A 25913-nucleotide genomic window follows, 5' to 3' on the forward strand; every position below is an offset into this window, starting at 1 on the left:
GTCCGCCCCACTGGGGCGGACCGGCGTCCGTATGGGCGCGTGGCCTCAGAAGCGGTACGGCGCGTAGATGTCCATGCACGCGTTCTTGTCGTCGCCCATGACCGTCTCGGTGTTCTTCGGCGGGCCCGCGGCCGGCTCGGCCTCGGGGAAGGTTTCCCCGGTCCGCCAGTCGGCGCCGACCACCAGGGTCACGCCCGAGACATCCGTCGACCTCTTCACCGCACTCGTGGGCACCCCGAGCGCCTTGGCGACCGCGTGTGCGTCGCCCTGGAGGTCGGCGCTCGGGAACAGCACCTGCGTGCGCGCCTGGGGATCGGGAGTCGAGTCGGCCTTCGCTCCGGTGAAACCCTGTTGCGCCAGCAGGCCCGCGACGGCGTTGGCCCGCTGGGGCGTGGCCGGCCCGTCGGCCCCCGTGCCGTTGCGGACCATGACGCCGATGTCGGCGGGGTCGGCGGCCGGGTCCTCCGGCGCGGCCGGCGGCTTCGGCTTCGACGTCGGGGTCTTGCCGTCCACCGGGACGTCGTCGCGCAGCATCTCCCAGAGCCGGTCGGCCTCGCCTGGCGCGGGCAGCACATGGTTCTTCGGGTTGGCCGGGTCCGGGACGCGCGGCATGGTGAGCATCGCGATCCGGTCGGTCGGCACGTCCTTGAGCGTCATGCCGAGATCGAACAGCTTCTTGACCGTGCCGATCTCCTCGGAGACCTGAAGGGACCTGGTGGCCGTCTCGGCCAGGTCCATGAGCTGTCCGCCGTCGGTGAAGGCGTTCTGGTCCTTGAGCTTGCGGATCACCGAGTTCATGTACATGTGCTGGGCCTTGGAGCGGCCGAAGTCGCTCTCGAAGGCGTGCCGGGTGCGCAGCCACTGGAGGGCCTTGACGCCCTGGATCTCGTGCGAACCCTTGGTCAGCCTGAGGCCGGAGCCGCCGGGCACGCCCGGCTTGGGGCCGTCGTACACGTTGTGGTTGACGCAGACCTCGGCGCCGCCGATCGCGTCCGCCATGTCCACCACGCCCGCGAAGTCGACCATCATCCAGTGGTCGATGTAGACGCCGGTGAGCTCCTGCCAGGTGGCGAGGGTGCAGCCGGGGCCGCCGCGTCCGAGTGTCGCGTTGATCAGATCCCTGGTGGCGGCGTGCTCCTCGCCCGTCTTGGGGTCGGTGCACGCAGGTATCTCGACCTTGGTGTCACGCGGGATGGAGATCACCGAGGCGTTCTTGCGGTCGGCCGAGACGTGCAGCAGCATCTGCACGTCCGCGAGCGGAGGCGCTCCGACACTCTTCTTCGAGCCGCCGAGTTCGAGGTTCTCGGTGGAGTTCCTGCTGTCGGAGCCGATCAGCAGGACGTTCAGCGGGGTCTGCCCCGCCGCGTTCGGGGCCGACTTCTTCACGTCGGAATCGCCCGAAGTGCGTTGACCCTTGCGGATGTTGCTGTTGAGGTGCTCGTAGTACAGGTACCCGGCCCCCGCGGTACCCAGGACCACCACGGACACGGTCACCGCGACCCCGCGCAGTATGCGGCGTCTGCCGCGTTTCGCGCGCCGGGTGGGCGCCCGGCGGCGGTGCGGGCCGGAGCCCTCCGCCGCCGTGTCCCGCTCGCTCTCTCGGTCCCGCTCGCTCTCTCGGTCCTGCTCGTCGTCGAGGGCCGTATGGGCGCCCGGGACGCGCCCCGCCTCGTCTTCGTACAGGCTGTCGTCCCAGCCCAGATCGCGGGCGTGCGGTCCGCGTCGCCGCGTCCCCTCCCCACGCACGCTGCTGTTTCCCACCCCTAGAACCCCCTGTGTTCAGGCTCTCCCCATGAGCCGCCGACCGGTGTCATTTGGCGCACATCCTCTTGTCCGCCTGCACCGCGTCCTTGGGCGCCTTCGCCGGACCGGTGATGGGCACGCCCGCGCCCCTGAAGTCGGGCCCGAGCGTCAGCGTCATCGCCTCCAGGCCCTCGGCGTCCTCCGTGCCCGGCTTGAGCGCCGCGGCGGGCAGGCCCATCAGGTCCGCGAGCTTGCGGGCCTGGTCGGCCTGGTTCGGCGCGTACTCCAGCGTCGTCCTGGTGACGTCCGCCGGCGCGTTGCCCTTGTTGGTGGACTTCAGCACGCCCTCGGTGTTCTGGAGCCAGTCCAGCGTCTTCTGCGCGGATCCGGTGGGGCCGCCGCCGTTGAAGACGTCGACGCGGACGTCGGAGGCCTCGGCCCTCGTCCCCTTGAGCAGGTCGGCCTGCTTGTCCTTGGCCGCCTTCTTCTTCTGCTCGACCTCGGTCAGCGACACGTCGTTCCTGACCATCGAGAACAGCGCGTCCGACTTGGACGTGTCCAGCACGACCGTCGCCTTGACCGTCTCCGCCGGGTTGTCCAGGACGGGCACCGTGGCGAAGGTGAGGTTCTTCATGTCGAATTTACCGAGCTCCAGACCGAGGTCGCGGAGCTTCCCTATGTCGTCGATCCTGGAGTCGACGGTCAGGGCCTTGGTGCCCGCCTCCGCCAGCTTGACCAGCTTCGTCGGGCTCGTGAGCGTGTCGTTCGACTTCAGCTTGCGCATCAGCGAACTGAGGAACTGCTGCTGGATCTTGATGCGGTCGAGGTCGCCGCCGAAGCCCACCGCGTGCCGTGTACGGACGAAGGCGAGCGCCTGCTCACCCTCGAGGGTGTGATCGCCCGCCGGCAGGTCCAGCTTCGACTTGTCGTCCTTGATGTCCTTGTCGAGGCAGATCGGCACGCCGCCGACCGCCGACGAGAGCGTCTTGACGGCGTTGAAGTCGGCCACCATGAAGTGGTCCATCTTGATGCCGGTGAGCTCGGTGACCGTACGCATGGTGCAGCTCGGCGTACGGCCCGACTGGCCGAGGCTCTCGTTGAACCGCGTGCCCTGTGTCCCCGGGATGACCTTGCTGGAGCCGTCCTCCTGCGTCGTCGGGCAGTCCGGGATGTCGGTGATCAGGTCACGCGGAATGCTCAGCGCCGTGGCGTTGGTGCGGTCCTTGGAGACGTGCAGCAGCAACGTGGTGTCCGCGTGGCCGGGACTGTTCTTGTCGCCGTAGCTCCCGTTGCCCTCGCCCGTGCGCTTGTCCGTGCCGATCAGCAGGATGTTGATCGCCCGGTCCTTGCTGAAGCCGCCGGTGCCGGCGTTGTCGTCGGGGACGGACGTGATGTTCGAGTTCAGGTGCTCGTAGTAGAGGTATCCCGCGCTCGCGGTCGCGACCATCAGCAGCGCGAGGGTGCCACCGGTCCACAGCAGCGCCTTCTTCTTGCCCGAGGCGGCCTGCCTGCGCTTGCGCCGCCCGGCCTGCTGCTGCGGTACGCGGCCCTGGGCGCCCCCCGCGCGGCGGCTGCGCTGCGCGGGGACCTCCGGGGCCGGGTTCGCCGGCCTGCGGCGCGTGGCGGTGCCGCCCGCCGGGGTCGCCGTCTCGGAGGACTCGGCGGACCGCCGAGACCTTCTTGCGCCCGAGACTCTGCTGGGGGAGGCTGACGACTGCGGTGCGGATTGGTCCAGTCGCAGTTCGTAGTTGCCGGTGTGCGGGTTCATCACCCACTGGTCGGCGGGGTCGATCTCGTCCGCCCGTCCACGGCCTTGTGCATCCACGGTTGCTTGAGTCCTCCGTCGGTGCCACGCGAGGCGCCTCCCCCGGCAGGCGCTCGGTCCTTCGATCCAGCAGTGCGCGACACAGGGTCGGAAGCACCGGATCGCGTCACACTATCCGCCCAGTTCAGCTGCGAGCGACGGCGGTGACAAATTCCACGGCCCTTATAAAGGGCCATTCCGCCCAATCCGCCTGAGCTGCCGGTCTCCGTTCGGCCATTGCCTTACTCACACATGCCCTCGGCCGCGTTGGTGCCCGAGAAGGTCGGCGTGGGGGCGGGGCTCGCGCCGTCGCCTGCCTCGCGGTCCGTCTTCTCCTTCGGCACGACCGCGACCTCGGCGTCCTTCCTGAGTCGCTCGAAGAGCTCGCTCGCCTCCGGCTCCATCAGCTCGTCCCGGTTCGGATCGAGATGGTACGGCTTGCGGGGAACGGTAAGGAACTGCACCTTTTCCGTCGGTACGTTGCGGAGTGCACGGGTCAGGTCGTAAAGGTCCTTGAGCGAGTCGAGTCCCGCGTCCGTGGTGATGGACTTGGTCGCCGCGTCCAGCACCGGATAGAGCCGGGTCGGATTGAGCAGCACACCGTTGCTCTGCACCTTCTTGACCAGCGCGCCCAGGAACTGCTGCTGGCGCTCCATGCGTTCGGTGTCGCTGCCGTTACCCAGTGTCTTCCGCGCCCGCACGAACCCGAGAGCCTGCTCGCCGTGCAGGGTCTGGCGGCCCGCGGGCAGCTTGAGTCGGGCGGCCTTGTCGTCGATCGGCTCGGTCAGACACACCTCGACGCCGTCCACCGCGTCGACCATGTCCTTGAAGCCGCGGAAGTCGATCACCATGTGGTGGTCGACACGGATCCCGGTGAACCGCTCGACCGTACGGATGGTGCAGGCCGCGCCGCCGAACTGGAACGCCCAGTTGAACTGCGCGATCTGCTCCCTGGTCCGCTTGCCGTCGGGCTTGCCGCAGCCGGGGATCGTGACCATCAGGTCGCGCGGGATGGACATGGCGGTCGCGCTCTGCCGGTCCCCGGCGATGTGCAGCAGGATCGTGGTGTCGGAGCGCTGGCTGCCGTTCGCGTCCTTGCCGTACCTGTCGTTGCCCTCGCCCTCCCGCGTGTCGGAGCCGAGCAGCAGGATGTTCTGCGCGCCGGTGACGAGCGCGCTGGGGCGCTCCTTCTCGTACGCCTCCAGCTCCGCCGCGGCCGAGGTGTCGGTGGTGATGTTGCCGTCGAGCTTGCGGTAGAGCCACCAGCCGGCGCCCGCGGCGGCGAGCACGACGACCGACGTGCCGAGCGCGGTCCAACGCAGCCAGTGCCGCTTGTGGTTGGACCCGGAATCGGCGTCCCCCGCCTCGTCACCGCTCCCGGACCCGCCGTCCACGCCCTCCGGAGCTCCGGCAGCGGCGTCCGGGCCGGAGTCCGTATCCCTGGCGGCCGCGTCCGACGGCTCGGCCTGGTCCCCGGTCGGGCCGTCCGGTTCGGCGGGCGTACCAGCCTTGTCCGTCACGTGTGCGTCCATCCTTCATGGCATCGGCGGCGCGCTGGGCCGCCGGACACCCGGCTGGACAGCTGAACCCGGCGCTTGGTTGTGCGTGGTGGCAAACGCGCTTGTCGCCGATCATCCACCGGAGTTGACGCCCGGGCCGGGAGGGCTCGGCCCGGGTGTGCGCCACATGAGTGGACCTCAGCGGCTTGTCATACCGCGGTGCCCGTGACCCGCTCGCTCTCGATCCGCTTCGCCAGCCCGTCCTCGGACAACTCGCCGAGATTGCGGCACAGTACGACGGAACCGCCGGCCGCCAGCGGAGCGAACAGCCCGGCGGACAGTCCCTCCCAGGTGTCGTACGGCAGACCCGACAGCAGCCGGGAGCCCGGCCCGAGCCCGAGCCGCTCCGCGTCCGCGCGTGCCCGCTCGACGAGTTCGTGGCCGGTCAGCTCGAGACCGGCCACCGCGAGAGCGGCCTCGCCCGGGTCCACCGGCGCGTACGGGGCGAACCGGTCGCCCTGACCGGGAACCTCCACCGCGTAGTCGGCGTAGCCGGCCGGAGGGACGGGGAAGCGGCGGCCGAGCGGTGCCAGCGACAGGGCGATCCGCTCGCCCCGGCACGCGAGACCGGCGTCGAACTGGCCCGGACCCGCGACGACGTGGTCCGCGCGGGCCGGATCGCCGCCGACGTCCGCGACGACGCCCACCGACGAACAGGCCAGCAGCCACACGGCGGTCTGCCAGTGCGCCGGCAGCAACAGCGCCAGGCGTTCGCCCTGTTCGGCGGCGAGGTCTCCCTGAAGGAGATTGGCGGTCTTGGCCACCCAATTGGCGAAGGTCGCGACGGACAATTCCACGCGTTCACCGGTGGCATCGTCGTAGAAGGTGACCAAGGGGCGTGCCGGGTCCGCGGTGAGCGCGGATCGCAGCAGGTCGGCAGGGGTACGGTCGCTGGCGTTCACCCGCGCAAGCGTACGCCGGGGCGCCCCGCGGGACCGCCGTACCGGTGAACGGGTCCTCCGGTCGGCCGGGCGCGGGGCCGGTTTTCCCGGCAGGCGGTCTCCGTGCACCCGCCCCAGGATTTCTGCCATGCGTGGATACCTGGCATCTTCGATCACCGTGGCGTGCGCGGCCGCGCTCGTCCTTCCGCTCTCGCTCACCTCCGGCGCGCTCGCCGCACCCCCGGGCGACGTACCGGACGTCCTCGGCGGCATGAGGGGTGACGTACCGGACGTCCTCGGCAGCACGCGGGGTGACGTACCGGACGTCCCCGGCAGCACGCGGTCGATGCCGCTGCAGCCGCTCGGCACGGCAACCGCCGACCGCACGCTCCAGGCCCCGGTCCAGGGCCTGCCCCGCCAGGACGTGGAGGCGTTCTCCCTGGTCGGCATCGTCTGGGACGACGCCTCCGTCCCGCTGGACGGCACCGTCGAGATCCGCACCCGCGGCGTCGGCTCGGGGACCTGGTCCGCCTGGCAGGAGGTCGAGACCCACAACGAGGACCACGCCGCCGACCCCGGCAGCGCGGAGAGCGAGTCGGGCCGGGTGCGCGGGGCGACGGCGCCCCTGTGGGTCGGCGCGTCCGACGGCGTGGAGGTGCGGGTGCAGGCCCTCCGCCGGGCGGGCGGGCTGCCGGAGGGCATGCGCCTCGAACTCGTCGATCCCGGTGACGACCCGGCGGACACCGGGGCCATCACCTCGGGCCCCGGCACCGAGGGCTCCGAAGGGCGTGCCCCGGCCGGCGGACTGGAGATCCCGGCGCTCAACCAGCTGGACACGGAAGTGGAGGCAGCGGCGGCGGGCGACCTCGTGTTCGACGCCCTGACGGGCAAGCCCTACATCGGGCCCCGCCCGCGCATCGTCACCCGCCAGGGGTGGGGCGCGGACGAGAGCCTGCGCGAGGAGGGCTTCGTCTACACGAACTCCGTGAAGGCCGCCTTCGTGCACCACAGCGACACCGGCAACAACTACAGCTGCCAGGAAGCGCCCTCCGTCCTGCGCAGTATCTACCGCTACCACGTCGAGAGCAGCGGCTGGCGCGACATCGGCTACAACTTCGCCGTCGACAAGTGCGGAAACATCTACGAAGGCCGGGCAGGAGGCGTGGCCAAGCCGGTGCAAGGCGCCCACACCCTCGGTTTCAACAAGAACAGCACCGGAATCGCCGTCCTCGGCTCGTACAATTCCTCCAATCCGCCGGCGGCCGCCGTGACCGCCGTGGCCAGGCTGACGGCGTGGAAGCTCGGACTGTACGGCGTCAACCCGAAGGGCAAGGTCACACTCACCTCCGGGGGCAGCGGCAAGTACGCGGAGGGCACGAAGGTCACACTCAACGCCATCGCCGGACACCGCGACGGGTTCGACACGGACTGCCCCGGCGGCAGGCTCTACGGCAAACTCGGCATCACCCGTACGGCATCGGCCACTTACCAGGGCCGCTGACCCGTACCCCGGGGCCGTGCGCGTCGTGACAGCCGCACCCCCTGCATAAACTGGCCGGTCCAACCAGCGACCGTGCCGGCCCCAGCAGGAAGCAGAGACCGCATTGAACCAGGCTCCAGAAGCGATTCTCCTGGTCGGAGGCAAGGGCACCCGGCTGCGTCCGCTGACCGTCCGGACACCGAAGCCGATGGTCCCCGCGGCCGGTGTGCCCTTCCTCACCCACCAGTTGGCGCGGGCGCGGTCCGCGGGCGTCGAGCACATCGTGCTCGCCACCTCCTACCTGGCCGAGGTGTTCGAGCCGTACTTCGGCGACGGATCGGCGCTCGGACTCCACCTGGAGTACGTGACCGAGGAGGAGCCGCTCGGCACCGGCGGCGCGATCCGCAACGTCGCCTCCCGGCTGCGGTCCGGGCCCGACGACCCCGTTCTCGTCTTCAACGGCGACATCCTCACCGGCCTCGACATCGGGGCCCTGGTCGACACCCACCGCGCGACCGGTGCGGACGTCTCCCTCCACCTCACCCGCGTGGACGACCCGCGCGCCTACGGCCTCGTGCCGACGGACGGCACCGGACGCGTCACGGCCTTCCTCGAGAAGCCGCAGACGCCGGAGGAGATCGTCACCGACCAGATCAACGCCGGCGCCTACGTCTTCCGCCGCTCCGTCATCGACGCGATCCCCGACGGCCGGCCCGTCTCCGTCGAACGGGAGACGTTCCCGGAGCTGCTGCGTTCCGGCGCCCACCTGCAGGGCATGGTGGACTCCACGTACTGGCTGGACCTCGGCACCCCGCACGCCTTCGTGCGCGGCTCCGCGGACCTGGTGCTCGGCCGTGCCCCGTCCCCGGCGGTCCCCGGCCGGCGCGGCGACCGGCTGGTGCTGCCTTCCGCGCGCGTGGCCGCCGACGCGAAGCTGACCGGCGGCACGGTCGTCGGCGAAGGCGCCGTGGTGGGCGAGGGCGCGCGCATCGACGGCAGCACGGTCCTCGCGGGCGCCGTCGTGGGGGCGGGCGCGGTGATCTCCGCCTCCCTCGTCGGCGAAGGCGCGCGCATAGGCGCCCGTACGGTCCTGTCCGGAGTGGTCGTCGGCGACGGCGCGGTCGTCGGGGAGGACAACGAGCTCAGGGACGGCGCGCGGGTGTGGTGCGACGCGGTGCTCCCGGCGGGCGCGGTCCGCTTCTCCTCCGACCAGTAGCCTGACCGCATGGCAGGACGCTTCGAACCGGGCGCCGGCCGCGCGGGGGTGCGCGGCGGCGCGACACGCGTACCCGCCGCCGTACCGCGTCAGGTCTCGGCCGCCCGCACACGCCGGTGGACGCCGCCGTGGCCACTCGACCTGGGCCTGGTCCTCGGGCCGCTGCGCCGCGGGCCGGCCGACCCCACCTTCCGTACCACGCCCGACGGCTCCGTCTGGCGGGCCAGCCGCACGCCCGAGGGCCCCGGCACGCTGCGGGTCGCCCTGCGGGGCGGCACGGTGGAGGCCGAGGCGTGGGGCGCGGGTGGCGAGTGGCTGCTCGACCGGCTGCCCGACCTGCTCGGCGCGGCCGACACACCCGAGGGCTTCACGCCGCGCCACCGCCTGGTCGCCGCCTCTCAGCGCCGCCGGCCGGGGCTGCGGCTGGTGCGCACGGGGCTGGTGACGGAGTCCCTGATCCCCTCGATCCTCGAACAGAAGATCACGACGGACGAGGCCTACCGGGCGTGGCGGCTGCTGGTCCGCCGGTACGGCGAGCCGGCGCCCGGCCCGGACGAGCGGCTGCACGTCATGCCGGATCCGCGCGGCTGGGCGATGATCCCGTCCTGGGAGTGGCACCGCGCGGGCGTGGACAACAAGCGTGCCTCGACGATCCTGCGGGCGGTGAAGGTGGCGCGCCGCCTGGAGGAGGCGGCGGCGATGGAGCCCGAACAGGCCAGAGCCCGGCTGGAGTTGATCCCGGGCATCGGGCCGTGGACGTCGGCCGAGACGGTGCAGCGCAGCAACGGCGCGGCCGACGCGGTGACGGTGGGCGACCTTCATCTGCCCCGGATCGTGGGCTACGCCCTGGCGGGCGACCGGAACGCGGACGACGCGGCGATGCTGGAGCTGCTGGCCCCTTACGGGGGCCAGCGCCACCGCGCCGCCCGGCTGATCCTGCTCTCGGGCCGCGTGCCGCCCCGCCGCGAGCCCAAGATGCGGCGGGTGGACATCGCGGCGTGGTGACCCCGCCCGATGCGGCCCAGGGGCGTGACCCGGGCCGCCGCCCGGCGGAGGGCTACCGCACCTCGATGAACGACGCCGCGTCCCGCGTCGGCCGTGCCGTCGGCGCGACCGCCGGGTGACCGATCGCCACCGCGCCCATCGGGTCCCACGTGGACGGCAGCCCCAGCACCTCGCGCACCACCTCGCGGCAGAACATCGTCGACGACACCCACGCCGAGCCCAGCCGCTCGCCCGCGAGCGCGACCAGGAAGTTCTGGATGCCCGCGCCCACCGCGGTCACGAACATCTCGCGCTCGGCGGTGTCCCGGCGTTCGTCGCCGTACGTGTGCGCGCCGTCGGCGACCAGACAGGGGACCGCCAGGTAGGGCGCGCGCCGCAGGACGTCCCCGCGCCGTACGCGCTGCGCGATCGCCTCCTGCGTCGCGCCGTCGCGCCGCAGATCCGCGACCCACGCCTCGCGCATCGCGTCGAGCAGACGGACACGGGAGGACGCGGACTCCAGCAGGACGAAGCGCCACGGCGTGGTGTGGTGCGGCGCGGGCGCCGTCACCGCCGCCGCGACCGCGCGGCGCACCGCCCCGCCGTCCACCGGCTGGTCCGTGAACGCGCGCACCGTACGCCGCTGCGTCACCGCCTCGCGCACCGCCTCCGACGTCCCGAGCCGGAACATGTCGTCGGCCGCGTCCCGTACGAGCGCCCGCGCACCGGGGCCGGCCTCGTCGACCACGTGCGCCAGTCCCCGGACGACGGCGACGGGCAGCCCCTCGGCCTTGCCCTTCACCAGGTCGCCCGCGGCGGCGAGCTCGTCGGCCGTGGCGACCACGGTCGCGGTCAGCGGATTGCCGTACGCGTCCGTGCCGCCGCGCAGGTCGTCGAGCACGCGCACCCCCGCCGCGCCGATCGCGACGTCGGTCAGGCCGCTGCGCCACGGCCGCCCGGACGTGTCCGTGACGATCACGCCGATCTCGACGCCCAGTTCGTCGCGCAGCCCCTCGCGGATCGCGCGGGCCGAGGCGTCGGGATCCTCGGGAAGCAGGAGCACGGTGCCCGCGGGGGTGTTGGACGCGTCGACCCCCGCCGCGGCCATGACCAGACCCTGGCGGTTCTCGACGATGCGCAGAGGGCCCCGCCGCGCGACCACCCGCACCGTCTCGGCGTCGATCGCCGCCTCGCGGTCCGCCGCCTCGACGAGCCGGCCCTCGGCCTTGCTGACGATCTTCGAGGTGACGAGCAGGACGTCGCCGTCGACGAGGCCGGGCGCGGTCGCGGCGATCAGCTTGGCCAGGTCGTCGCCCGGCCGCACCTCGCCGATGCCGGGCAGCGCCCAGACCCGGTAGGAGGGCGAGCTCACCCCCGTACCTCCTCGGCCAGCGCCAGGGCGGCGCGGGCCATCTCCGCGGTCGCGTCGGTGCCGGTCATCATCAGCGGCACGGCGCGGCAGCGGATGCCCGCCGCCTCGACGTCAGGCACGGCGGCCGCGTCGACCGTGTCGACGAGCCAGCCGTCGAGCAGCCCGGAGCCGTAGTGCCGGGCGACGGCCGCCGCCGTCGCCTCCACGCCCACGGCGGCGAGCACCTTGTCGGCCATGCCGCGCACGGGCGCGTCGCCGACGATGGGGGACAGGCCCACGACCGGCACGCCCGCGTCGGCGATCGCCTCGCGGATGCCGGGCACGGACAGGATGGTGCCGATGCTGACGACGGGGTTGGACGGCGGGAAGAGGACGACGTCCGCCTCGGCGATAGCCTCCAGCACGCCGGGCGCCGGCTTGGCCTGCTCGGCGCCGACCGGCACGACGGCCTCGGCGGGCACGGACGCCCGCAGCCTGACCCAGTACTCCTGGAAGTGGACGACCCGGCGCTCTCCGTCGAGGGTGACGGCGACATGCGTCTCGACGCGGTCGTCGGACATCGGCAGCAGCCGTACGCCCGGCTGCCACCGGTCGCACAGCGCCTCCGTGACGGCGCTGAGCGGATAGCCGGCGCCGATCATCTGGGTGCGGACGATGTGCGTGGCGAAGTCGCGGTCGCCGAGCCCGAACCACTCGGGCCCGACGCCGTACGCGGCCAGCTCGTTCTTGACCTGGAACGTCTCGTCGCTGCGTCCCCAGCCCTGCTCCTCGTTGATGCCACCGCCGAGGGTGTACATCACGGTGTCGAGGTCGGGGCAGACCTTCAGCCCGAACAGATGGATGTCGTCACCGGTGTTGCCGATCACCGTGACGTCCGCCTCGGGCGCGGCCTGCTGGAGACCACGGAGGAAACGGGCGCCGCCGATACCGCCGGCCAGAACCACAATGCGCATGCGCCCATCTTGGCAGGCGCGCCGACGGCCCCTCAGACCGGAACGGACTCCTGCGTGCACCGGGCGGAGGTGTGCATGGGCATCTCGGTCAGGCCCGGGTAGTACACGTGCAGGCTGACGGCCGGCTCCAGGGAGTCGTTGACGACCTCGTGGACATAGCCGGGGGCGAAGACGCGCTGCGCGCCGGCGGCCAGGGACCGCTCGCCGCTCCCGGTGCGCTCGGTGAGCTCGCCGTCGAGCACGGTGAGCACGCCGGAGGAGGCGCCGTGGCCGTGCAGGCCGCTGCCCTGGCCGGGGACCCAGCTCAGCAGCCAGACCTCGTAGCCGGGGCCGGTCTGCAGGCGGTGGTACCAGCGGGAGGTGGCGTCGTACTCGACGAGGTGCTCCCAGCGCGCGCGGTCCGCGGCGATGGACCGGGCGAGCCCGGCGAACTCGGCCACGGTGGCGGGGTGCTCGCGGGCGGGCTGGAGCAGGTGCTGGACGGCGAGGATGTCGCCGGCGATCTGGAGGTCGCTGTCGCTGTTCATGGGTGCGGGGGTTCCTCGGCAGGAAGTGCTGGGGTGTCGCAGAGCAGGCAGTGCGGGGCGATGCGAGAAGAAGAAGCTGGAGCTCGTGGGCGTCAACAGCTGGAACAGCAACAGCAACAGCGCGCCTGGACAGCGCTGCGGAACCCGCGGAGGCGGGTCGCGTGGGGCGCTGAGGTCGCTGGCATGGGATCAAAGGTGACTGCTCCCCTTACCCGATGTCAACCCAATGACCGATTTGGCGGCAATGTTTCATCACATCCGGTTGCTGCGAGCAGAGAAAGGTTTGTGCAGTCGCGGACCGGGAGACATGCGGCAGCAACCGTTCTCGCAAACGCCGTTGGGACGCCGTGACCGTACTGTGATCCGGATCGCTTCGATGGCTTGATCGCAACATGATCGATGTTTGCGACGTCTTCCCCCTCTGAGGGAGGAGGTGTGGAACAGGCCGCTGGCATGTGTCAGATTTTTGGTGATTTGAACACTTTCCGCATAGCCTTGGTTCCGCAGAGTGAATACCGGGCTCAATAGCAGATCGTGGCTTGACTGGCCCGGAGCCACACACTTGTAATTTCACTCGTGTCGTTCGGCCGAAAACGATCGCGGCAACATCACGGGGACGTAAAGACAGACGAGGGGCGCACATGACCGAGCTGTTCCAACAACTGCTGGTCGAGGACGCGGACGAGGAACTCGGCTGGCAGGAGCGCGCGTTGTGCGCCCAGACCGATCCCGAGTCCTTCTTCCCCGAGAAGGGCGGTTCCACCAGGGAGGCCAAGAAGGTCTGCCTCGCCTGTGAGGTCCGCTCCGAATGTCTTGAGTACGCCCTCAACAACGACGAGCGATTCGGAATCTGGGGCGGCCTCTCGGAGCGCGAGCGCCGCCGGCTCAAGAAGGCCGCGGTCTGATCGCGGGCCGGTCACCCCCCGGCCAAAAAGCACAACTGACCACAAAGTAGACGGTCCGCCGTCTGTGCCCGGTGCGCAGGCCGCGGACCGTTCGCCCTCCCGTCGCCCGGCCACCGCCCCTCGACGAGGCGCTCCGCGCCGCAGCGCTTTCCTGGTGCCGTTAGTGTGGGGCCCCGTCCGTGACGCACCAACGCCCCTTCGGGGCGACCTTGGCCGGAGGGCCCGTACCTCATGTCCGCCACCACCGCCGCGTTTGTCCCGGCACACGCGCCCGAGTTCCCGAGGCACGTCGTCACCGCCGTGCTCGTCTCCCACGACGGCGCGCGCTGGCTGCCCGACGCCCTCGCCGGACTGCTCGGCCAGGAACGCCCCGTGCAGAACGTCGTGGCCGCCGACACCGGCAGCGCCGACGACTCGGCGCAGACGCTCACCGACGCCCTCGGCGCCGACCGCGTCCTGCACCTCGCCCGGCGCACCGGCTTCGGCGCCGCCGTCGACGAGGCCGTCCGCACCGCCGGGGTGCTCACCCCCGACGACCTGCCGTACCTGAAGCGGCCCAGCGGCTGGGACCCGGTCACCAGGACCTGGCGCGACGAGGCGTACGACATGCCCGAGCTGCCGCACGGCGAGCCCGTGCAGTGGCTGTGGCTGCTCCACGACGACTGCGCACCTGAGCCCACGGCACTCGCCGAGCTGCTGCGCGTCGCCGACTCCGACCCCTACGCCGCGGTCGTCGGCCCCAAGCTGCGCGGCTGGTACGACCGCAAGCAGCTCCTCGAAGCGGGCGTCTCCATCGCCAACAGCGGCCGCCGCTGGACCGGACTCGACCGGCGCGAACAGGACCAGGGCCAGCACGACCAGATCCGCTCGGTCCTCTCCGTCTCCTCCGCGGGCATGCTCATCCGCCGCGACGTGTACGAGGAGCTCGGCGGCTTCGACCGCAGGCTGCCGCTGATGCGTGACGACGTCGACCTGTGCTGGCGCGCCCACGCCGCCGGACACCGCGTCCTCATCGCCCCCGGCGCCGTCCTGCGCCACGCGGAGGCCGCCGCCCGCGAGCGGCGCACCGTCGACTGCGTGGGCCGGTCCGTCGCCAGCCCGCACCGCGTCGACAAGGCCGGCGCCGTCTACACCCTGCTGACCAACACCCGCGGTGTCGCCCTGCCCTGGGTTCTGCTGCGCCTCGTGGTCGGCACCCTGCTGCGCACCCTGGCCTATCTCGTCGGCAAGGTCCCGGGCCAGGCCGTCGACGAGGTCATGGGTCTCTTCGGCGTCCTGCTGCGGCCCGAGCGCCTCCTCGCGGGCCGTCGCAGACGCGCACAGCGGGCGGTCGAGGCGAGCGAGCTGCGACCGCTGTTCCCGCCGCCCGGAGCGACCGTCCGCGCCACCGTGGAACAGGTCGTCTCGGACTTCGGCGGCTCGCAGGCCGACTCCGGCGGCTCCCGGCACGGCGTCGTCGAGTCGGGCCCCGGCGGCGACGACGCGGAATTCCTGGAGATCGAGCAGTTCGCGCGACTGAAGAAGATCGCCCGCAAGCCGGGGCCTCTCCTCTTCGCCGTCCTCCTCGTCGTCTCCCTCGCCGCCTGCCGGGGACTGTACGGCGGCGGCGCGCTGGCCGGCGGCGCCCTGCTGCCCGCACCCGCCGACGTCTCCGACCTGTGGAGCCGTTACGCGGACGGCTGGCACCCGGTCGGCACCGGCGGCACCCAGACGGCACCCCCCTACCTCGCGGTCCTCGCCGTCCTGTCCGCGCTGTTCCTCGGCTCCACCGGCCTCGCCCTGACCGTGCTGCTCGTCTGCTCGGTCCCGCTCGCCGGCCTCACCGCCTACTTCGCGTCCCGGCCCATCGTCGAGTCCCGCCTGCTGCGCGCCTGGGCGAGCATCGCGTACGCCTTCCTGCCCGCCGCGACCGGAGCACTCGCCACCGGACGGCTCGGCACCGCCGTCCTCGCGATCGTGCTGCCGCTCGTCGCCCGTGCCGCCGTCGCCGCACACGGACTGCGGATCAGGGGCGACGCTCGCGGCAGCTGGCGGGCCACCTGGGCGTACGCCCTGCTGCTCACCTTCGCGATGGCCTTCACACCCGTGGTGTGGCCGCTCGCCGTGTTCACCGGCATCGCCGTGCTGGTCCTGCGCCGGAACGACATCACCGCCTACGCGCTGCGCTTCCTCGCCGCCGTCGGCACCCCGATGCTCGTCCTCGCTCCCTGGTCGCTCTCCCTGCTGACCAGCCCCTCCGGGTTCTTCCGCGAGGCCGGTCTGGAGTTCGGCAGCGGCTCGGCCGACGCGCTCGACCTGCTCGGCATCAGCCCCGGCGGACCCGGAGCCGTCGGCGGTGTCCTGATGCTCGGCATCGTGCTGGCCGCGCTCGCCGCCCTGCTGCGCGAGGAACGGCAGTTCGCCATCCGTACCTCCTGGGTCGTCGCCCTGGTCGCACTGGTCCTCGCGGCCCTGACCAACGGCTCCGGCTGGGCCGGGCCCGCCACCCTCGTCTACGGCATCGCGCTGCTGTCCGCGGCCGTGCTCGGCGCCGAGGGCGGCCGCACCCGCGTCGCCGCCCAGAGCTTCGGCTGGCGGCAGCCCGTCGCCGCACTGATCGGACTCGCCGCGGCGCTCGCACCCGTCGCCGCCGCGGCCGGCTGGATGATCGACGGTGCCGCGGGCCCGCTCACGCGCCGGGACCCGGTCCAGGTGCCCGCGTTCGTCGCCGAGGAGAGCGACACCCGCGACCAGCCGCGCACCCTCGTCCTCGGCGGCACCTCGGCCGACAAGGTCTCGTACACCCTGGTGCGCGGCTCCGGCGGCCGGCTCGGTGACGCCGAGCTCGCCGAGGCGGGCGGCGGCGACACCCGCCTCGACAAGATCGTCGCGCACCTGGTCGCCGGCTCCGGCGCCGACCAGACCGACCAGCTCAGCGGCTACGCGATCCGCTACGTGCTCGTACGCGACGGATCGCCCCGCCAGACCAGCCGCGTCCTCGACGCCACCCCCGGACTGAGCCGGCTCAGCCAGCTCGACGGCAGCGCGCTGTGGAGGGTCGACCGCCAGGTCGCCCGGGCAACGATCGTCGACGGCAGGAGCGAACCGCTGCCCGTCGCCTCCGACGCCGTCGAGGCGCACACCAAGATCCCCGCCGGCGGCTCCGGCCGCGTCCTGCGCATCGCCGACCGCGCCGCCGAGGGCTGGCAGGCCACACTCGACGGCCGCCCGCTGGAGAAGACGACCGTCGACGGCTGGGCGCAGGGCTTCGAACTGCCCGCCGAGGGCGGACGGCTCGACCTGACGTACGAGGACCCGGCGACGCACACGGCGTGGATCTGGGTCCAGGCGTTCCTCGCGCTCGTCCTGGTGGTGCTCGCGCTGCCGGGCCGCCGCCGTGAGATCGACGACGACCTCCCCGAGGAGGAACTCGCCGTCCCCCTCCAGCCGGAGGCCGGCGAGGGCCGCAGGGCGCGCCGGCTGCGCGCCCAGGCCGAGGCCGAGGCGGCAGCCGCCGAGGACAGCGCACCCGACCCCGGCCCGTACGCCCAACAGCCGGATGCCCACGCTCCGTTCACCGCCGGGCAAGGCGAACAGGCCGCTCCCTACGCGGCGGTTCCCCAGCAGGGTTACGGCGACTGGCAGGCCCAGCAGCCCTACGGCGACGGCGGCTACACGTACGGCGCCGAGCAGTACCCGGGCGGCCAGTACGCCGGCGAGCAGCCCTACGGCTCCCAGCAGCCCTACGGCGACGGCGCGTACCAGCAGCCCTACCAGGGCGACCCCTACGGGACGGAGCCCTACGGCGACGAGCGGTACCCGCAGGACGGGCGCGACCACGACCCGTACGGATACGGCGAGCAGTACCCCGACGGCGGCCCGTACCCCGAGCCGCCCGCCCAGGCCCCCGGCACGACGCGAGGCGAGTCAGAGTGAAGCGCACCACCATCTCCCTGATCGCGGTCACCACCGCCCTCGCGGCGGTCACCGGATTCGCCTCGCTGACCGTCCCGGACGGCAGCGAGCCGACGCGCGGCGACCTCGCGCTGCCGCTGCCCGTGGAACGCTCCAGCCTGCTGTGCCCGGCGCCGAGCAGCTCCGAGCTCGCCGAGACCCGCTACACGTCGTTCACGCCCGCGCGGAAGCAGAGCGGGGGACAGAAGGACGCCGGCGAGCCGGCGGACTCGGCCGAACTGCGGCCTTCGGCCGCCGTGTTGGCCGACACCGATGCCGCGCCCGCCAAGGACGGGAAGAAGAAGGACGCGGCCGAGGAAGGCGCGAAGAAGCCCGCTCCCGAGAAGCCCGTCGTCGCCGTGAAGGAGCCCGGCAAGCCGGTCTCCGCCGAGGTGGACGGCGGCGAGGCCCCCGCCCTCGTCGGCACCGCCACCGGCTCCCTCGCGCCCGGCTGGACCACCCAGCAGACGACGTCGGTCACCGCGGGCAACGGGCGGGGGCTGCTCGGCGTCAGCTGCACCGGACCCGACACAGACTTCTGGTTCCCCGGCGCCTCCCTCGCCGAGGGCCGCCAGGACTACGTGCACCTGACCAACCCCGACGAGGCGGGGGCCGTCGCCGACATCGAGCTGTACGGCAAGGACGGGGCGCTCAGGACGACGCTGACGGAGGGCATCCCCGTCCCGGCCGGCTCCAGCGTCCCCGTGCTGCTCCCGACGCTCACCGCCGACAAGGCGGACGAGGTGACCGTCCACGTGACCACCCGTACCGGCCGCGTGGGCGCGGTCGTACGGGCCGCCGACGAGACCGACGGCAGCGACTGGCTCGCCGCCTCCGCCGACCCGGCCGGCACCGTCGTACTGCCCGGCATCCCGTCGGACGCGACGTCGGTGCAGCTGGTGGCCTTCGCCCCGGGCGACGACGATGCCGCGCTGAAGGTCCAACTCGCGGGCCCCACCGGGACGATCACCCCGGCCGGACATGAGTTGCTGCACGTGAAGTCCGGGATGACGGCGAGCGTCGAGCTCGCCGACATCGCCAAGGGAGAGGCCGGATCGCTGATCCTCAGCCCCGCGGAGGAGGGACGCGCCACGCCCGTCGTGGCGGCGCTGAGGGTGGTGCGCGGCAAGGGCGCGGAGAAGGAGATCGCCTTCGTCCCGGCCGCCGCGCCGGTCGGCGAACGGGCCACCGCCGCCGACAACCGCGCCAAGGGCTCGGTCCTCTCGCTCACCGCGCCCGGCGAGGCGGCCGAGGTCAGGGTCACGGCGTCGGCGGGCACGGAAGGGGGCGCACAGGCCGTCAAGACGTACAAGGTGAAGGCCGGCACGACCCTGGCGATCACGCCGCCGGTGCCGGCCGGGCTGAAGGGCTCCTACGCGGTGACGGTCGAGACGCTCTCGGGCGGACCGGTACACGCGTCGCGCGCGCTGGAGATCGCGGACGACGGCATCCCGATGTTCACCATCCAGAATCTGCCGGACGACCGGGGCACGGTGGTCGTCCCGGAGGCGGAGCAGGACCTGTCCGTGCTCGACGACTGACGATGCGCGACGGGCCCGAGAGGTCGCGGGCCCCCTGCGGCGCGCGGGCCGGACAGGTCGTCGTGGGCCCTCCTCCCGCGGCCCGACCGGCAGTCGTGAGCTCCGGAGCGGCCTTCGGCGGGCGGCCGGGTCAGTCCTGGCCGTACCGGGGGTCGACCGACTCGGGCGAGAGCCCGAGCAGTTCCGCGACCTGCTCGACGACCACTTCGTGCACCAGCAGCGCCCGTTCGTCGCGGTTCTTCGTCCGGATCTCGACGGGCCGCCGGTAGATCATGATCCGCGCCGGACGGTCCTTCGCCGCAGGCTCCGCGCTGCCGAGCGGCACCGAGTCGTCCGGCGAGCCCGGTACGTCCAGGACCAGGAAGTCGACATCGGCCAGCTGCGGCCAGTGCCGCTCCAGGCGCTCCACGGAGTCCTGCACCAGGTCACGGAAGGTCTCCGAGCGGCTGGCGGCCAGCGGGACCTGCGGCGGGGCGACGGGGCCGCGCATGCCCCGGCCGTGGCGGTCGCGGCGGCGCGGTCTCGGCTCGGTCGGGCGGGGCGGTACAGGACTGTCCATCACCGACGCAGGGTAACTCTCCCGCGCGAGCGGCGACCGGGCGCGCGGCCCCGGCCACGCCCCTTGTCGCCAATTGACCATTCCGGCCAAGGTTCGGCTCGATTGCACGGCCCGGGAGATCGGTGATCTCGGCCCGATTGACATTATTCACCCCAAGTCGTGACCGGCTCCTGTGCGACCGTCGCCGGTGTGGTTCTCTTTCCGTGCAGGTCAGGCCAGTTGCAGGAACAACCGTTATGTCGGATGTCACACCACGACACGGGGGAGTGACCTGGTGGAGAGTCGTCGCAGCCCGCTCAAGAGTGCGGTACCGTCCAACGTCGTGAGCCCTGTACGTCGCTGTTCGCGCACCGCGTGCGGCCGCCCTGCCGTCGCGACACTGACGTACGTCTATGCCGATTCGACTGCGGTCCTCGGCCCGCTCGCCACCTACGCCGAGCCCCACTGCTACGACCTGTGCGCAGAGCACAGCGAGCGGCTGACCGCTCCACGCGGCTGGGAGGTCGTGCGGCTCACGGACGGCTCGGCCCCGGCCCGCCCCAGCGGTGACGACCTCGAAGCGCTGGCGAACGCGGTGCGGGAGGCGGCCCGGCCCCAGGGACGTACCGCGCAGGCGGGCGGACAGGGCGGCCGCCGCTCGGCCGACCCGATGGAGGTCGCGCGCCGCGGCCACCTGCGGGTGCTGCGCTCCCCGGACAACTGAGCCGCACGCTCCCCTCGCCCTCCGCTCCGCCGCTTCCCCGGCGCCCGGCCGCGCCCTCCGCGCAGTCGCCCGGACGCCTTCCCGGCGTCCCGCCCGTTCCCCGCACGCACTGCTGTTCCCGGCCAACTCGCGCCCATCACCGCCCGCTTGACCCGTCCCCGCCGCCCCGGCCGCCGCGCCCGGCGTGCACGGCATCCGGCCAGGGCGGGCGCGCCGCAGCGGGTCACATCCCGGAAGCCCGGTCCGGGCACGCTGCGCACACGTGCGGCGGGTAGTTTGATGCGACCGCCAAGACTTCAGGAGGATTGGGCCGTGGCTGCTGATCTGTCGCAGATCGTGAAGGCGTACGACGTCCGCGGAGTGGTGCCGGATCAGTGGGACGAGCAGGTCGCCGAGCTCTTCGGCGCCGCGTTCGTCCAGGTGACCGGCGCCGACGCGATCGTCGTCGGCCACGACATGCGGCCGTCGTCGCCCGGCCTGTCCGGCGCGTTCGCGCGCGGCGCCGCCGCCCGCGGCGCGGACGTCACCCTGATCGGCCTGTGCTCGACCGACCAGCTGTACTTCGCCTCCGGGCACCTGGGCCTGCCGGGGGCGATGTTCACCGCGTCGCACAACCCCGCGCAGTACAACGGCATCAAGATGTGCCGCGCCGGCGCCGCGCCCGTCGGCCAGGACACCGGCCTCGCCGACATCCGCGACCTCGTCACCGCCTGGTCCGCCGACGGCGGGCCCGAGCCGGCCGCCCGGCGCGGCACGGTCACCCAGCGGGAGACGCTCGCCGACTACGCGGCCCACCTGCTCTCGCTCGTCGACCTGTCCGCGATGCGTCCGCTGAAGGTCGTCGTGGACGCGGGCAACGGCATGGGCGGACACACCGTCCCCACCGTCTTCGCTTCGCTCCCCGTCACGCTCGTCCCGATGTACTTCGAGCTCGACGGCACCTTCCCCCACCACGAGGCCAACCCCCTCGACCCCGCGAACATCGTCGACCTCCAGGCCCGCGTCGTCGCCGAGGGCGCCGACCTGGGCCTCGCCTTCGACGGCGACGCCGACCGCTGCTTCGTCGTCGACGAGCGCGGCGAGGGCGTCTCGCCGTCCGCGATCACCGCCCTGGTCGCCTCCCGCGAGCTGGCCAGGCACCCGGGCGGCACGGTGATCCACAACCTGATCACGTCCTGGTCGGTCCCGGAGGTCGTGCGCGAACAGGGCGGCACGCCGGTGCGCACCCGGGTGGGGCACTCGTTCATCAAGGAGGAGATGGCCCGCACCGGCGCCGTCTTCGGCGGCGAGCACTCCGCGCACTACTACTTCCGCGACTTCTGGAACGCCGACACCGGCATGCTGGCCGCGCTCCACGTGCTCGCGGCCCTCGGCACGCAGGACGGCCCGCTGTCCCGGTTGGTCGGCCGGTACGACCGGTACGCCGCCTCCGGCGAGATCAACTCCCAGGTCGACGACCAGACCGGCCGGTCGGCCGCGGTACGGGCCGCCTTCGCCACCCGCGAGGGTGTGACGACCGACGAGCTGGACGGCCTGACCGTGGCCACCGGCGACTGGTGGTTCAACCTGCGGGCCTCCAACACGGAGCCGCTGCTGCGGCTCAACGTCGAGGCCCGGGACGATGCGCTCATGACGAAGATCCGCGACGAGGTCCTCGCACTCGTCCGCGCCTGAGTCCGGCCCCGCCGGCTTCCCCGGCCGCCCGGCCCCTCCGGCGACGCACGCCCGCCGGCCAGCCCCGGCGCGCCGGACCGCCGGGGGCGTGGTCAGAACGAGCCGCACCCCGCTTCCCGGCGGTAGGCTGACGAGGCCCGAACCGCAAGACCGTGACCGCACGTCCGACGCGGCCGAACCGCACCCCGGACCTGTGAGACGCCCGAAGGGACACCGCTGACATGCCGCTCGAAGCCGGCCTCCTGGAGATCCTCGCCTGTCCGGCGTGCCACGCACCGTTCGACGACCGCACGGCGGCCGAGACGCCCGAGCTGATCTGCACCGGCGCGGACTGCGGTCTGGCCTACCCCGTACGGGACGGCATCCCGGTCCTCCTGGTCGACGAGGCCCGCCGCCCCTCCTAGCGCGGCCGTCCCGCCCCGCGCGGGACCGGTCCCACCACCGACACACCCCCCCGCACGCGTACGGCGATCGGAGGCCCCACCCCATGCTCGACGAGTCGCTCCTCGACGCCCCGGACGCTCTCGCCCGCATCGACCACCGAGGCCTCCTGCGCGGCGCCGCCGAAGCCGGGGCGCGGGTACGCACGGCGGCCCGGCACGCGGCCGAGGCCGGAGTCGCCGAGCTCACCCCCGAGGGACGCCCGCGGGTCGTGCTCGTCGCCGGGCCCGGCACCGCCGCCGTCGGGGTCGCCGACCTGATCGGCGCCCTCGCCGGGGCGTCCGCCCCCGTCATCGCGCTGCGGCCCACGGGCGTGGCCCACGCGGCGGGCGCCCTGCGCTGGGCCCTGCCCGGCTGGGCGGGCTCGCTGGACCTGCTGCTGGTCGTCACCACCGACGGCAGCGAACCGGGTCTCGCCCTGCTCACCGAGCAGGCCTACCGGCGCGGCTGCACCGTCGTCGCCGTCGCACCCCGCACTTCCCCGTTGTCCGAGGCGGTCGACGGTGCCCACGGCCTGGTCGTCCCGATGGCCACCGCCCCCTACGAGCTCTACGAGGAGGGCCAGGCGGCGAGCCCCGGCGCCCTGTGGGCCCTGCTGACACCGCTGCTGTCCCTCCTCGACCGCGTGGGGCTCCTCGAAGCGCCCCCCGAGATCCTCGCCAAGGTCGCCGACCGGCTCGACCGCACCGCCGAGCGGTGCGGGCCCGCCATCGCGACGTACAGCAACCCGGCCAAGACGCTCGCCGCCGAACTCGCCGACAGCCTCCCCCTCATCTGGACGGAGGGCGCGGGCGCGGCCCCCGCGGGCCGTCGCTTCGCCGCCGTCCTCGCCGAGCTCGCCGGTCTGCCGGCGCTCGCCGCCGAGCTTCCGGAGGCGCTGCCCGCCCACGGTGTGCTCCTGGTCGGGGACTTCGCGGCCGGGGCGGACCCCGAGGACTTCTTCCGTGACCGGGTCGACGAGCCGCAGGCGCTGCGGGCCCGCATCGTCCTGTTGCGCGACCGGCCCGCGGGCGGGCTCACCGCCGCGCCGGCCGCACGCGAACTCGCCCTCGGTCACGACACCCCGATCAGCGAACTCGAACCGGAGGACGGCTCGGAACTCGAATCGATCGCCGAACTGCTCGCCGTGACGGACTTCGCCGCCGTGTACCTGTCGCTCGCGGAATCGGGCGACCGCGGCCGGGGCGACCAGTCGTAGGCGATCTCGCGCACCGGACACCCGCCGGTCACCGGGCGTCCGCCGAACCGACGCTCCGCGTACGCGGTCCCGCCGTATCAAGGGCCGACGAACCGGAGCCGGTGCCCCGCAGCCGGGCGTACCGCCCCGCACACAGCCGTACCGAAGAAGGACCGAGAAGCCCATGGATCGCCTCGCCAACACCGTGCGCCCCTACGCCTGGGGGTCCACGACCGCCATCCCGGAGCTGCTCGGCGTCGCTCCCACGGGCGAGCCGCAGGCCGAGATGTGGATGGGCGCCCACCCCGGCGCGCCGTCCCACGTCAGCCGTGACGGCGAGAACGCCCGGCCGCTCTCCGAGGTCATCGCCGACGCACCCGAGCGGGAGCTCGGCGCGGCGGCCGTCGCCAAGTTCGGCCCCCGGCTGCCGTTCCTGCTGAAGCTGCTCGCGGCCGGTGCCCCGCTGTCCCTCCAGGTCCACCCCGACCTCGCCCAGGCAAAGGCCGGATACGCCGCCGAGGAAGAGGCCGGCGTTCCGCTCGACGCCCCGCACCGCAACTACAAGGACACCAACCACAAGCCCGAACTGATCTGCGCGCTCACGCCGTTCGACGGCCTGTGCGGCTTCCGCGCACCCGCCGAGGCCGCCGACCTGCTCGCCGGTCTCGACGTGGACTCCCTCAAGCCGTACGTCGACCTGCTGCACGCCCATCCCGAGGAGGCAGCCCTCCGCGAGGTCCTCACCGCCGTACTGACAGCAGACCGCGAGGAGATGGCGGCCACGGTCCACGAGGCGGCGGCCGCCGCCGAACGGCTCGGCGGCCCCTACGCCTCGTACGCCTCCATCGCCCGCCACTATCCCGGCGACCCGGGTGTCATCGCGGCGATGCTGCTCAACCACGTCCGACTCCAGCCCGGCGAGGCCCTGTTCCTCGGCGCGGGAGTCCCGCACGCCTACCTGACCGGCCTCGGCGTCGAGATCATGGCCAACTCCGACAACGTGCTGCGCTGCGGACTGACGCCCAAGCACGTCGACGTACCCGAACTGCTGCGCATCGTCCGCTTCGAGGCGACCGACCCCGGTGTGCTCCGCCCCGAGCCCTCGCCCACCGGCGAGGAGGTGTACGACACCCCGATCGACGAATTCCGGCTCTCCCGCTTCGTGCTGGCCGCCGACTCCGCGCCCTGCGACCTCACGGCCGCGACCCCGCAGATCCTGCTGTGCACGGCGGGCGGCGTGACGGCCGGTGAGCTGGCGCTCGCCCCAGGCGAATCGGCCTTCGTACCGGCCGGCGAGACCGTGCGCATCACGGGCACCGACGGCGGCCCGGGCACGCTCTTCCGCGCCACAGTGGTGGCCTGAGACAGCGCCCCTTCGGGGTGCTGCAACAATGGCGCACCGCAAAGGCCGGGCAAAGCCCCGGAAGCGATCGACGTCAGTACGAAGGGACACCCGGAACACATGAGCGCGTCAGGCGGCACCAAGGCGATCGTGGCGGCACTCGCCGCCAACCTCGCTATCGCGGTAGCGAAGTTCGTGGCGTTCCTCTTCAGCGGATCGTCGTCGATGCTCGCGGAGAGCGTCCACTCGCTGGCCGACTCCGGCAACCAAGGGCTGCTGCTGCTCGGCGGCAAGAAGGCCCAGCGCGAGGCCACCCCGCAACACCCCTTCGGCTACGGGCGCGAGCGCTACATCTACGCCTTCCTCGTCTCCATCGTGCTCTTCTCCGTCGGTGGCATGTTCGCCATCTACGAGGGCTACGAGAAGATCAAGCACCCCCACGAGATCACGGACTGGTACTGGCCGATCGGCGTCCTCGTCTTCGCGATCATCGCCGAGACGTTCTCGTTCCGCACCGCCATCAAGGAGTCGAACGAGCTGCGGGGCAAGCTGAGCTGGCCGCAGTTCGTGCGCCGGGCCAAGGCCCCCGAGCTGCCGGTCGTCCTGCTGGAGGACCTGGGCGCGCTGGTCGGTCTGATCCTGGCGCTGGTCGGCGTGAGCCTGGCTATCGCCACCGGCAACGGCGTCTGGGACGGCATCGGCACCCTGTGCATCGGAGTCCTGCTGATCGTCATCGCCGTCGTGCTCGCCGCCGAGACGAAGTCCCTGCTGCTCGGCGAGGCCGCCGGCACGGAAGAGGTCGAGAAGATCAAGGCCGCCCTCGTGGACGGCGACGTGGTCACCCGCATCATCCACATGCGCACGCTGCACCTCGGCCCGGAGGAACTGCTCGTCGCCGCGAAGATCGCCGTCCGGCACGAGGACACGGCGGCCGAGGTGGCCGCGGCGATCGACGCCGCCGAGGACCGCATCCGCCAGGCCGTGCCGATCGCGCGCGTGATCTACCTGGAGCCGGACATCTACGACGAGTCCGCGGGAGCGGCGGGCGCCGCCCGCGGCGAGGCGCCGGGCGGTTCCGGCCACTGAGCCGCTGACAGCACGGGAAAGGCCCCGGACCGG

General features: G+C 72.7%; 20 protein-coding genes. 12 read left to right on the top strand and 8 right to left on the bottom strand.

Annotated elements, in window-relative coordinates; all coding sequences use genetic code 11:
- Positions 1 to 45: 45 nt before the first annotated feature.
- The 4 genes from ACWD0A_RS30880 to ACWD0A_RS30895 form a co-directional block, all read right to left on the bottom strand.
- Complete coding sequence (locus ACWD0A_RS30880) at positions 46 to 1761, bottom strand: LCP family protein (RefSeq protein WP_451303448.1); 1716 nt, start codon at positions 1759 to 1761, stop codon at positions 46 to 48.
- Between the two features lie 49 nt (positions 1762 to 1810).
- Positions 1811 to 3568 (bottom strand): LCP family protein, encoded by a 1758-nt coding sequence (locus ACWD0A_RS30885; RefSeq protein ID WP_451303450.1) that lies wholly within the window; start codon positions 3566 to 3568, stop codon positions 1811 to 1813.
- 221 nt (positions 3569 to 3789) lie between these two features.
- Positions 3790 to 5067 (bottom strand): LCP family protein, encoded by a 1278-nt coding sequence (locus tag ACWD0A_RS30890; protein WP_451303452.1) that lies wholly within the window; start codon positions 5065 to 5067, stop codon positions 3790 to 3792.
- A gap of 188 nt (positions 5068 to 5255) precedes the next feature.
- On the bottom strand, positions 5256 to 6008 hold the full coding sequence (locus tag ACWD0A_RS30895; RefSeq protein WP_451303454.1) for a TIGR03089 family protein: 753 nt from the start codon (positions 6006 to 6008) through the stop codon (positions 5256 to 5258).
- 127 nt (positions 6009 to 6135) lie between these two features.
- Here ACWD0A_RS30895 and ACWD0A_RS30900 point away from each other — a divergent pair, with 127 nt between their 5' ends.
- The 3 genes from ACWD0A_RS30900 (at position 6136) to ACWD0A_RS30910 (ending at position 9688) form a co-directional block, all read left to right on the top strand.
- Positions 6136 to 7488 (top strand): peptidoglycan recognition protein family protein, encoded by a 1353-nt coding sequence (locus ACWD0A_RS30900; RefSeq protein WP_451303456.1) that lies wholly within the window; start codon positions 6136 to 6138, stop codon positions 7486 to 7488.
- Between the two features lie 103 nt (positions 7489 to 7591).
- The gene (locus ACWD0A_RS30905; protein ID WP_451303458.1) at positions 7592 to 8683 is read left to right on the top strand and encodes a sugar phosphate nucleotidyltransferase; all 1092 of its coding nucleotides are present in this window, start codon (positions 7592 to 7594) and stop codon (positions 8681 to 8683) included.
- Positions 8684 to 8692: 9 nt separating this feature from the next.
- Positions 8693 to 9688 carry a DNA-3-methyladenine glycosylase family protein gene (locus ACWD0A_RS30910; RefSeq protein WP_451303460.1) on the top strand — a complete coding sequence of 332 codons (996 nt, stop codon included), beginning with the start codon at positions 8693 to 8695 and terminating at the stop codon, positions 9686 to 9688.
- A gap of 52 nt (positions 9689 to 9740) precedes the next feature.
- Here ACWD0A_RS30910 and ACWD0A_RS30915 read toward each other — a convergent pair whose 3' ends face one another.
- Genes ACWD0A_RS30915 through ACWD0A_RS30925 form a run of 3 tightly spaced genes read right to left on the bottom strand, consistent with a single transcriptional unit; the run spans position 9741 to position 12519 of the window.
- The gene (locus ACWD0A_RS30915) at positions 9741 to 11039 is read right to left on the bottom strand and encodes a coenzyme F420-0:L-glutamate ligase (RefSeq protein ID WP_451303462.1); all 1299 of its coding nucleotides are present in this window, start codon (positions 11037 to 11039) and stop codon (positions 9741 to 9743) included.
- Positions 11036 to 11992, bottom strand: coding sequence for a 2-phospho-L-lactate transferase (cofD, locus tag ACWD0A_RS30920; protein WP_307715175.1), 957 nt, complete (start codon positions 11990 to 11992; stop codon positions 11036 to 11038). Before cofD ends, ACWD0A_RS30915 begins: the two co-directional genes overlap by 4 nt.
- Before the next feature lie 32 nt (positions 11993 to 12024).
- Positions 12025 to 12519 (bottom strand): cysteine dioxygenase, encoded by a 495-nt coding sequence (locus ACWD0A_RS30925; RefSeq protein WP_451303464.1) that lies wholly within the window; start codon positions 12517 to 12519, stop codon positions 12025 to 12027.
- Positions 12520 to 13160: 641 nt separating this feature from the next.
- Between ACWD0A_RS30925 and ACWD0A_RS30930 the strand changes: the two genes are divergently transcribed.
- From ACWD0A_RS30930 to ACWD0A_RS30940, 3 genes are all read left to right on the top strand, one after another.
- Positions 13161 to 13424, top strand: a complete 264-nt coding sequence (locus ACWD0A_RS30930) for a WhiB family transcriptional regulator (RefSeq protein WP_018846780.1) — start codon at positions 13161 to 13163, stop codon at positions 13422 to 13424.
- 231 nt (positions 13425 to 13655) lie between these two features.
- Positions 13656 to 17339 carry a glycosyltransferase gene (locus ACWD0A_RS30935; RefSeq protein WP_451303466.1) on the top strand — a complete coding sequence of 1228 codons (3684 nt, stop codon included), beginning with the start codon at positions 13656 to 13658 and terminating at the stop codon, positions 17337 to 17339.
- A complete protein-coding gene (locus ACWD0A_RS30940) occupies positions 17336 to 18898 on the top strand; it encodes a DUF5719 family protein (RefSeq protein WP_451303468.1) in 1563 nt (520 codons plus the stop codon). Before ACWD0A_RS30935 ends, ACWD0A_RS30940 begins: the two co-directional genes overlap by 4 nt.
- Positions 18899 to 19028: 130 nt before the next feature.
- On the opposite strand, the gene ACWD0A_RS30945 is transcribed toward ACWD0A_RS30940, so the two are convergent.
- Complete coding sequence (locus ACWD0A_RS30945) at positions 19029 to 19457, bottom strand: metallopeptidase family protein (RefSeq protein ID WP_307715178.1); 429 nt, start codon at positions 19455 to 19457, stop codon at positions 19029 to 19031.
- A gap of 274 nt (positions 19458 to 19731) precedes the next feature.
- On the opposite strand from ACWD0A_RS30945, the gene ACWD0A_RS30950 reads away from it, so the two are divergent.
- The 6 genes from ACWD0A_RS30950 to ACWD0A_RS30975 all read left to right on the top strand — a co-directional run bounded on the left by ACWD0A_RS30950 (position 19732) and on the right by ACWD0A_RS30975 (position 25880).
- The gene (locus ACWD0A_RS30950) at positions 19732 to 20160 is read left to right on the top strand and encodes a DUF3499 domain-containing protein (RefSeq protein WP_177152304.1); all 429 of its coding nucleotides are present in this window, start codon (positions 19732 to 19734) and stop codon (positions 20158 to 20160) included.
- 312 nt (positions 20161 to 20472) lie between these two features.
- Positions 20473 to 21834 carry a phosphomannomutase/phosphoglucomutase gene (locus ACWD0A_RS30955; protein ID WP_451303470.1) on the top strand — a complete coding sequence of 454 codons (1362 nt, stop codon included), beginning with the start codon at positions 20473 to 20475 and terminating at the stop codon, positions 21832 to 21834.
- A 221-nt stretch (positions 21835 to 22055) separates the two neighbouring features.
- Complete coding sequence (locus ACWD0A_RS30960; RefSeq protein ID WP_451303472.1) at positions 22056 to 22238, top strand: Trm112 family protein; 183 nt, start codon at positions 22056 to 22058, stop codon at positions 22236 to 22238.
- 83 nt (positions 22239 to 22321) lie between these two features.
- Positions 22322 to 23473: an SIS domain-containing protein gene (locus tag ACWD0A_RS30965; RefSeq protein WP_177152301.1), complete on the top strand. Its 1152-nt coding sequence runs from the start codon at positions 22322 to 22324 to the stop codon at positions 23471 to 23473.
- Positions 23474 to 23636: 163 nt separating this feature from the next.
- Positions 23637 to 24815 carry a mannose-6-phosphate isomerase, class I gene (gene manA / locus ACWD0A_RS30970; protein WP_451303474.1) on the top strand — a complete coding sequence of 393 codons (1179 nt, stop codon included), beginning with the start codon at positions 23637 to 23639 and terminating at the stop codon, positions 24813 to 24815.
- A gap of 99 nt (positions 24816 to 24914) precedes the next feature.
- Positions 24915 to 25880 carry a cation diffusion facilitator family transporter gene (locus tag ACWD0A_RS30975; protein ID WP_451303476.1) on the top strand — a complete coding sequence of 322 codons (966 nt, stop codon included), beginning with the start codon at positions 24915 to 24917 and terminating at the stop codon, positions 25878 to 25880.
- Positions 25881 to 25913: the final 33 nt, after the last annotated feature.

The organism is Streptomyces sp. NPDC002867, assembly GCF_053591895.1.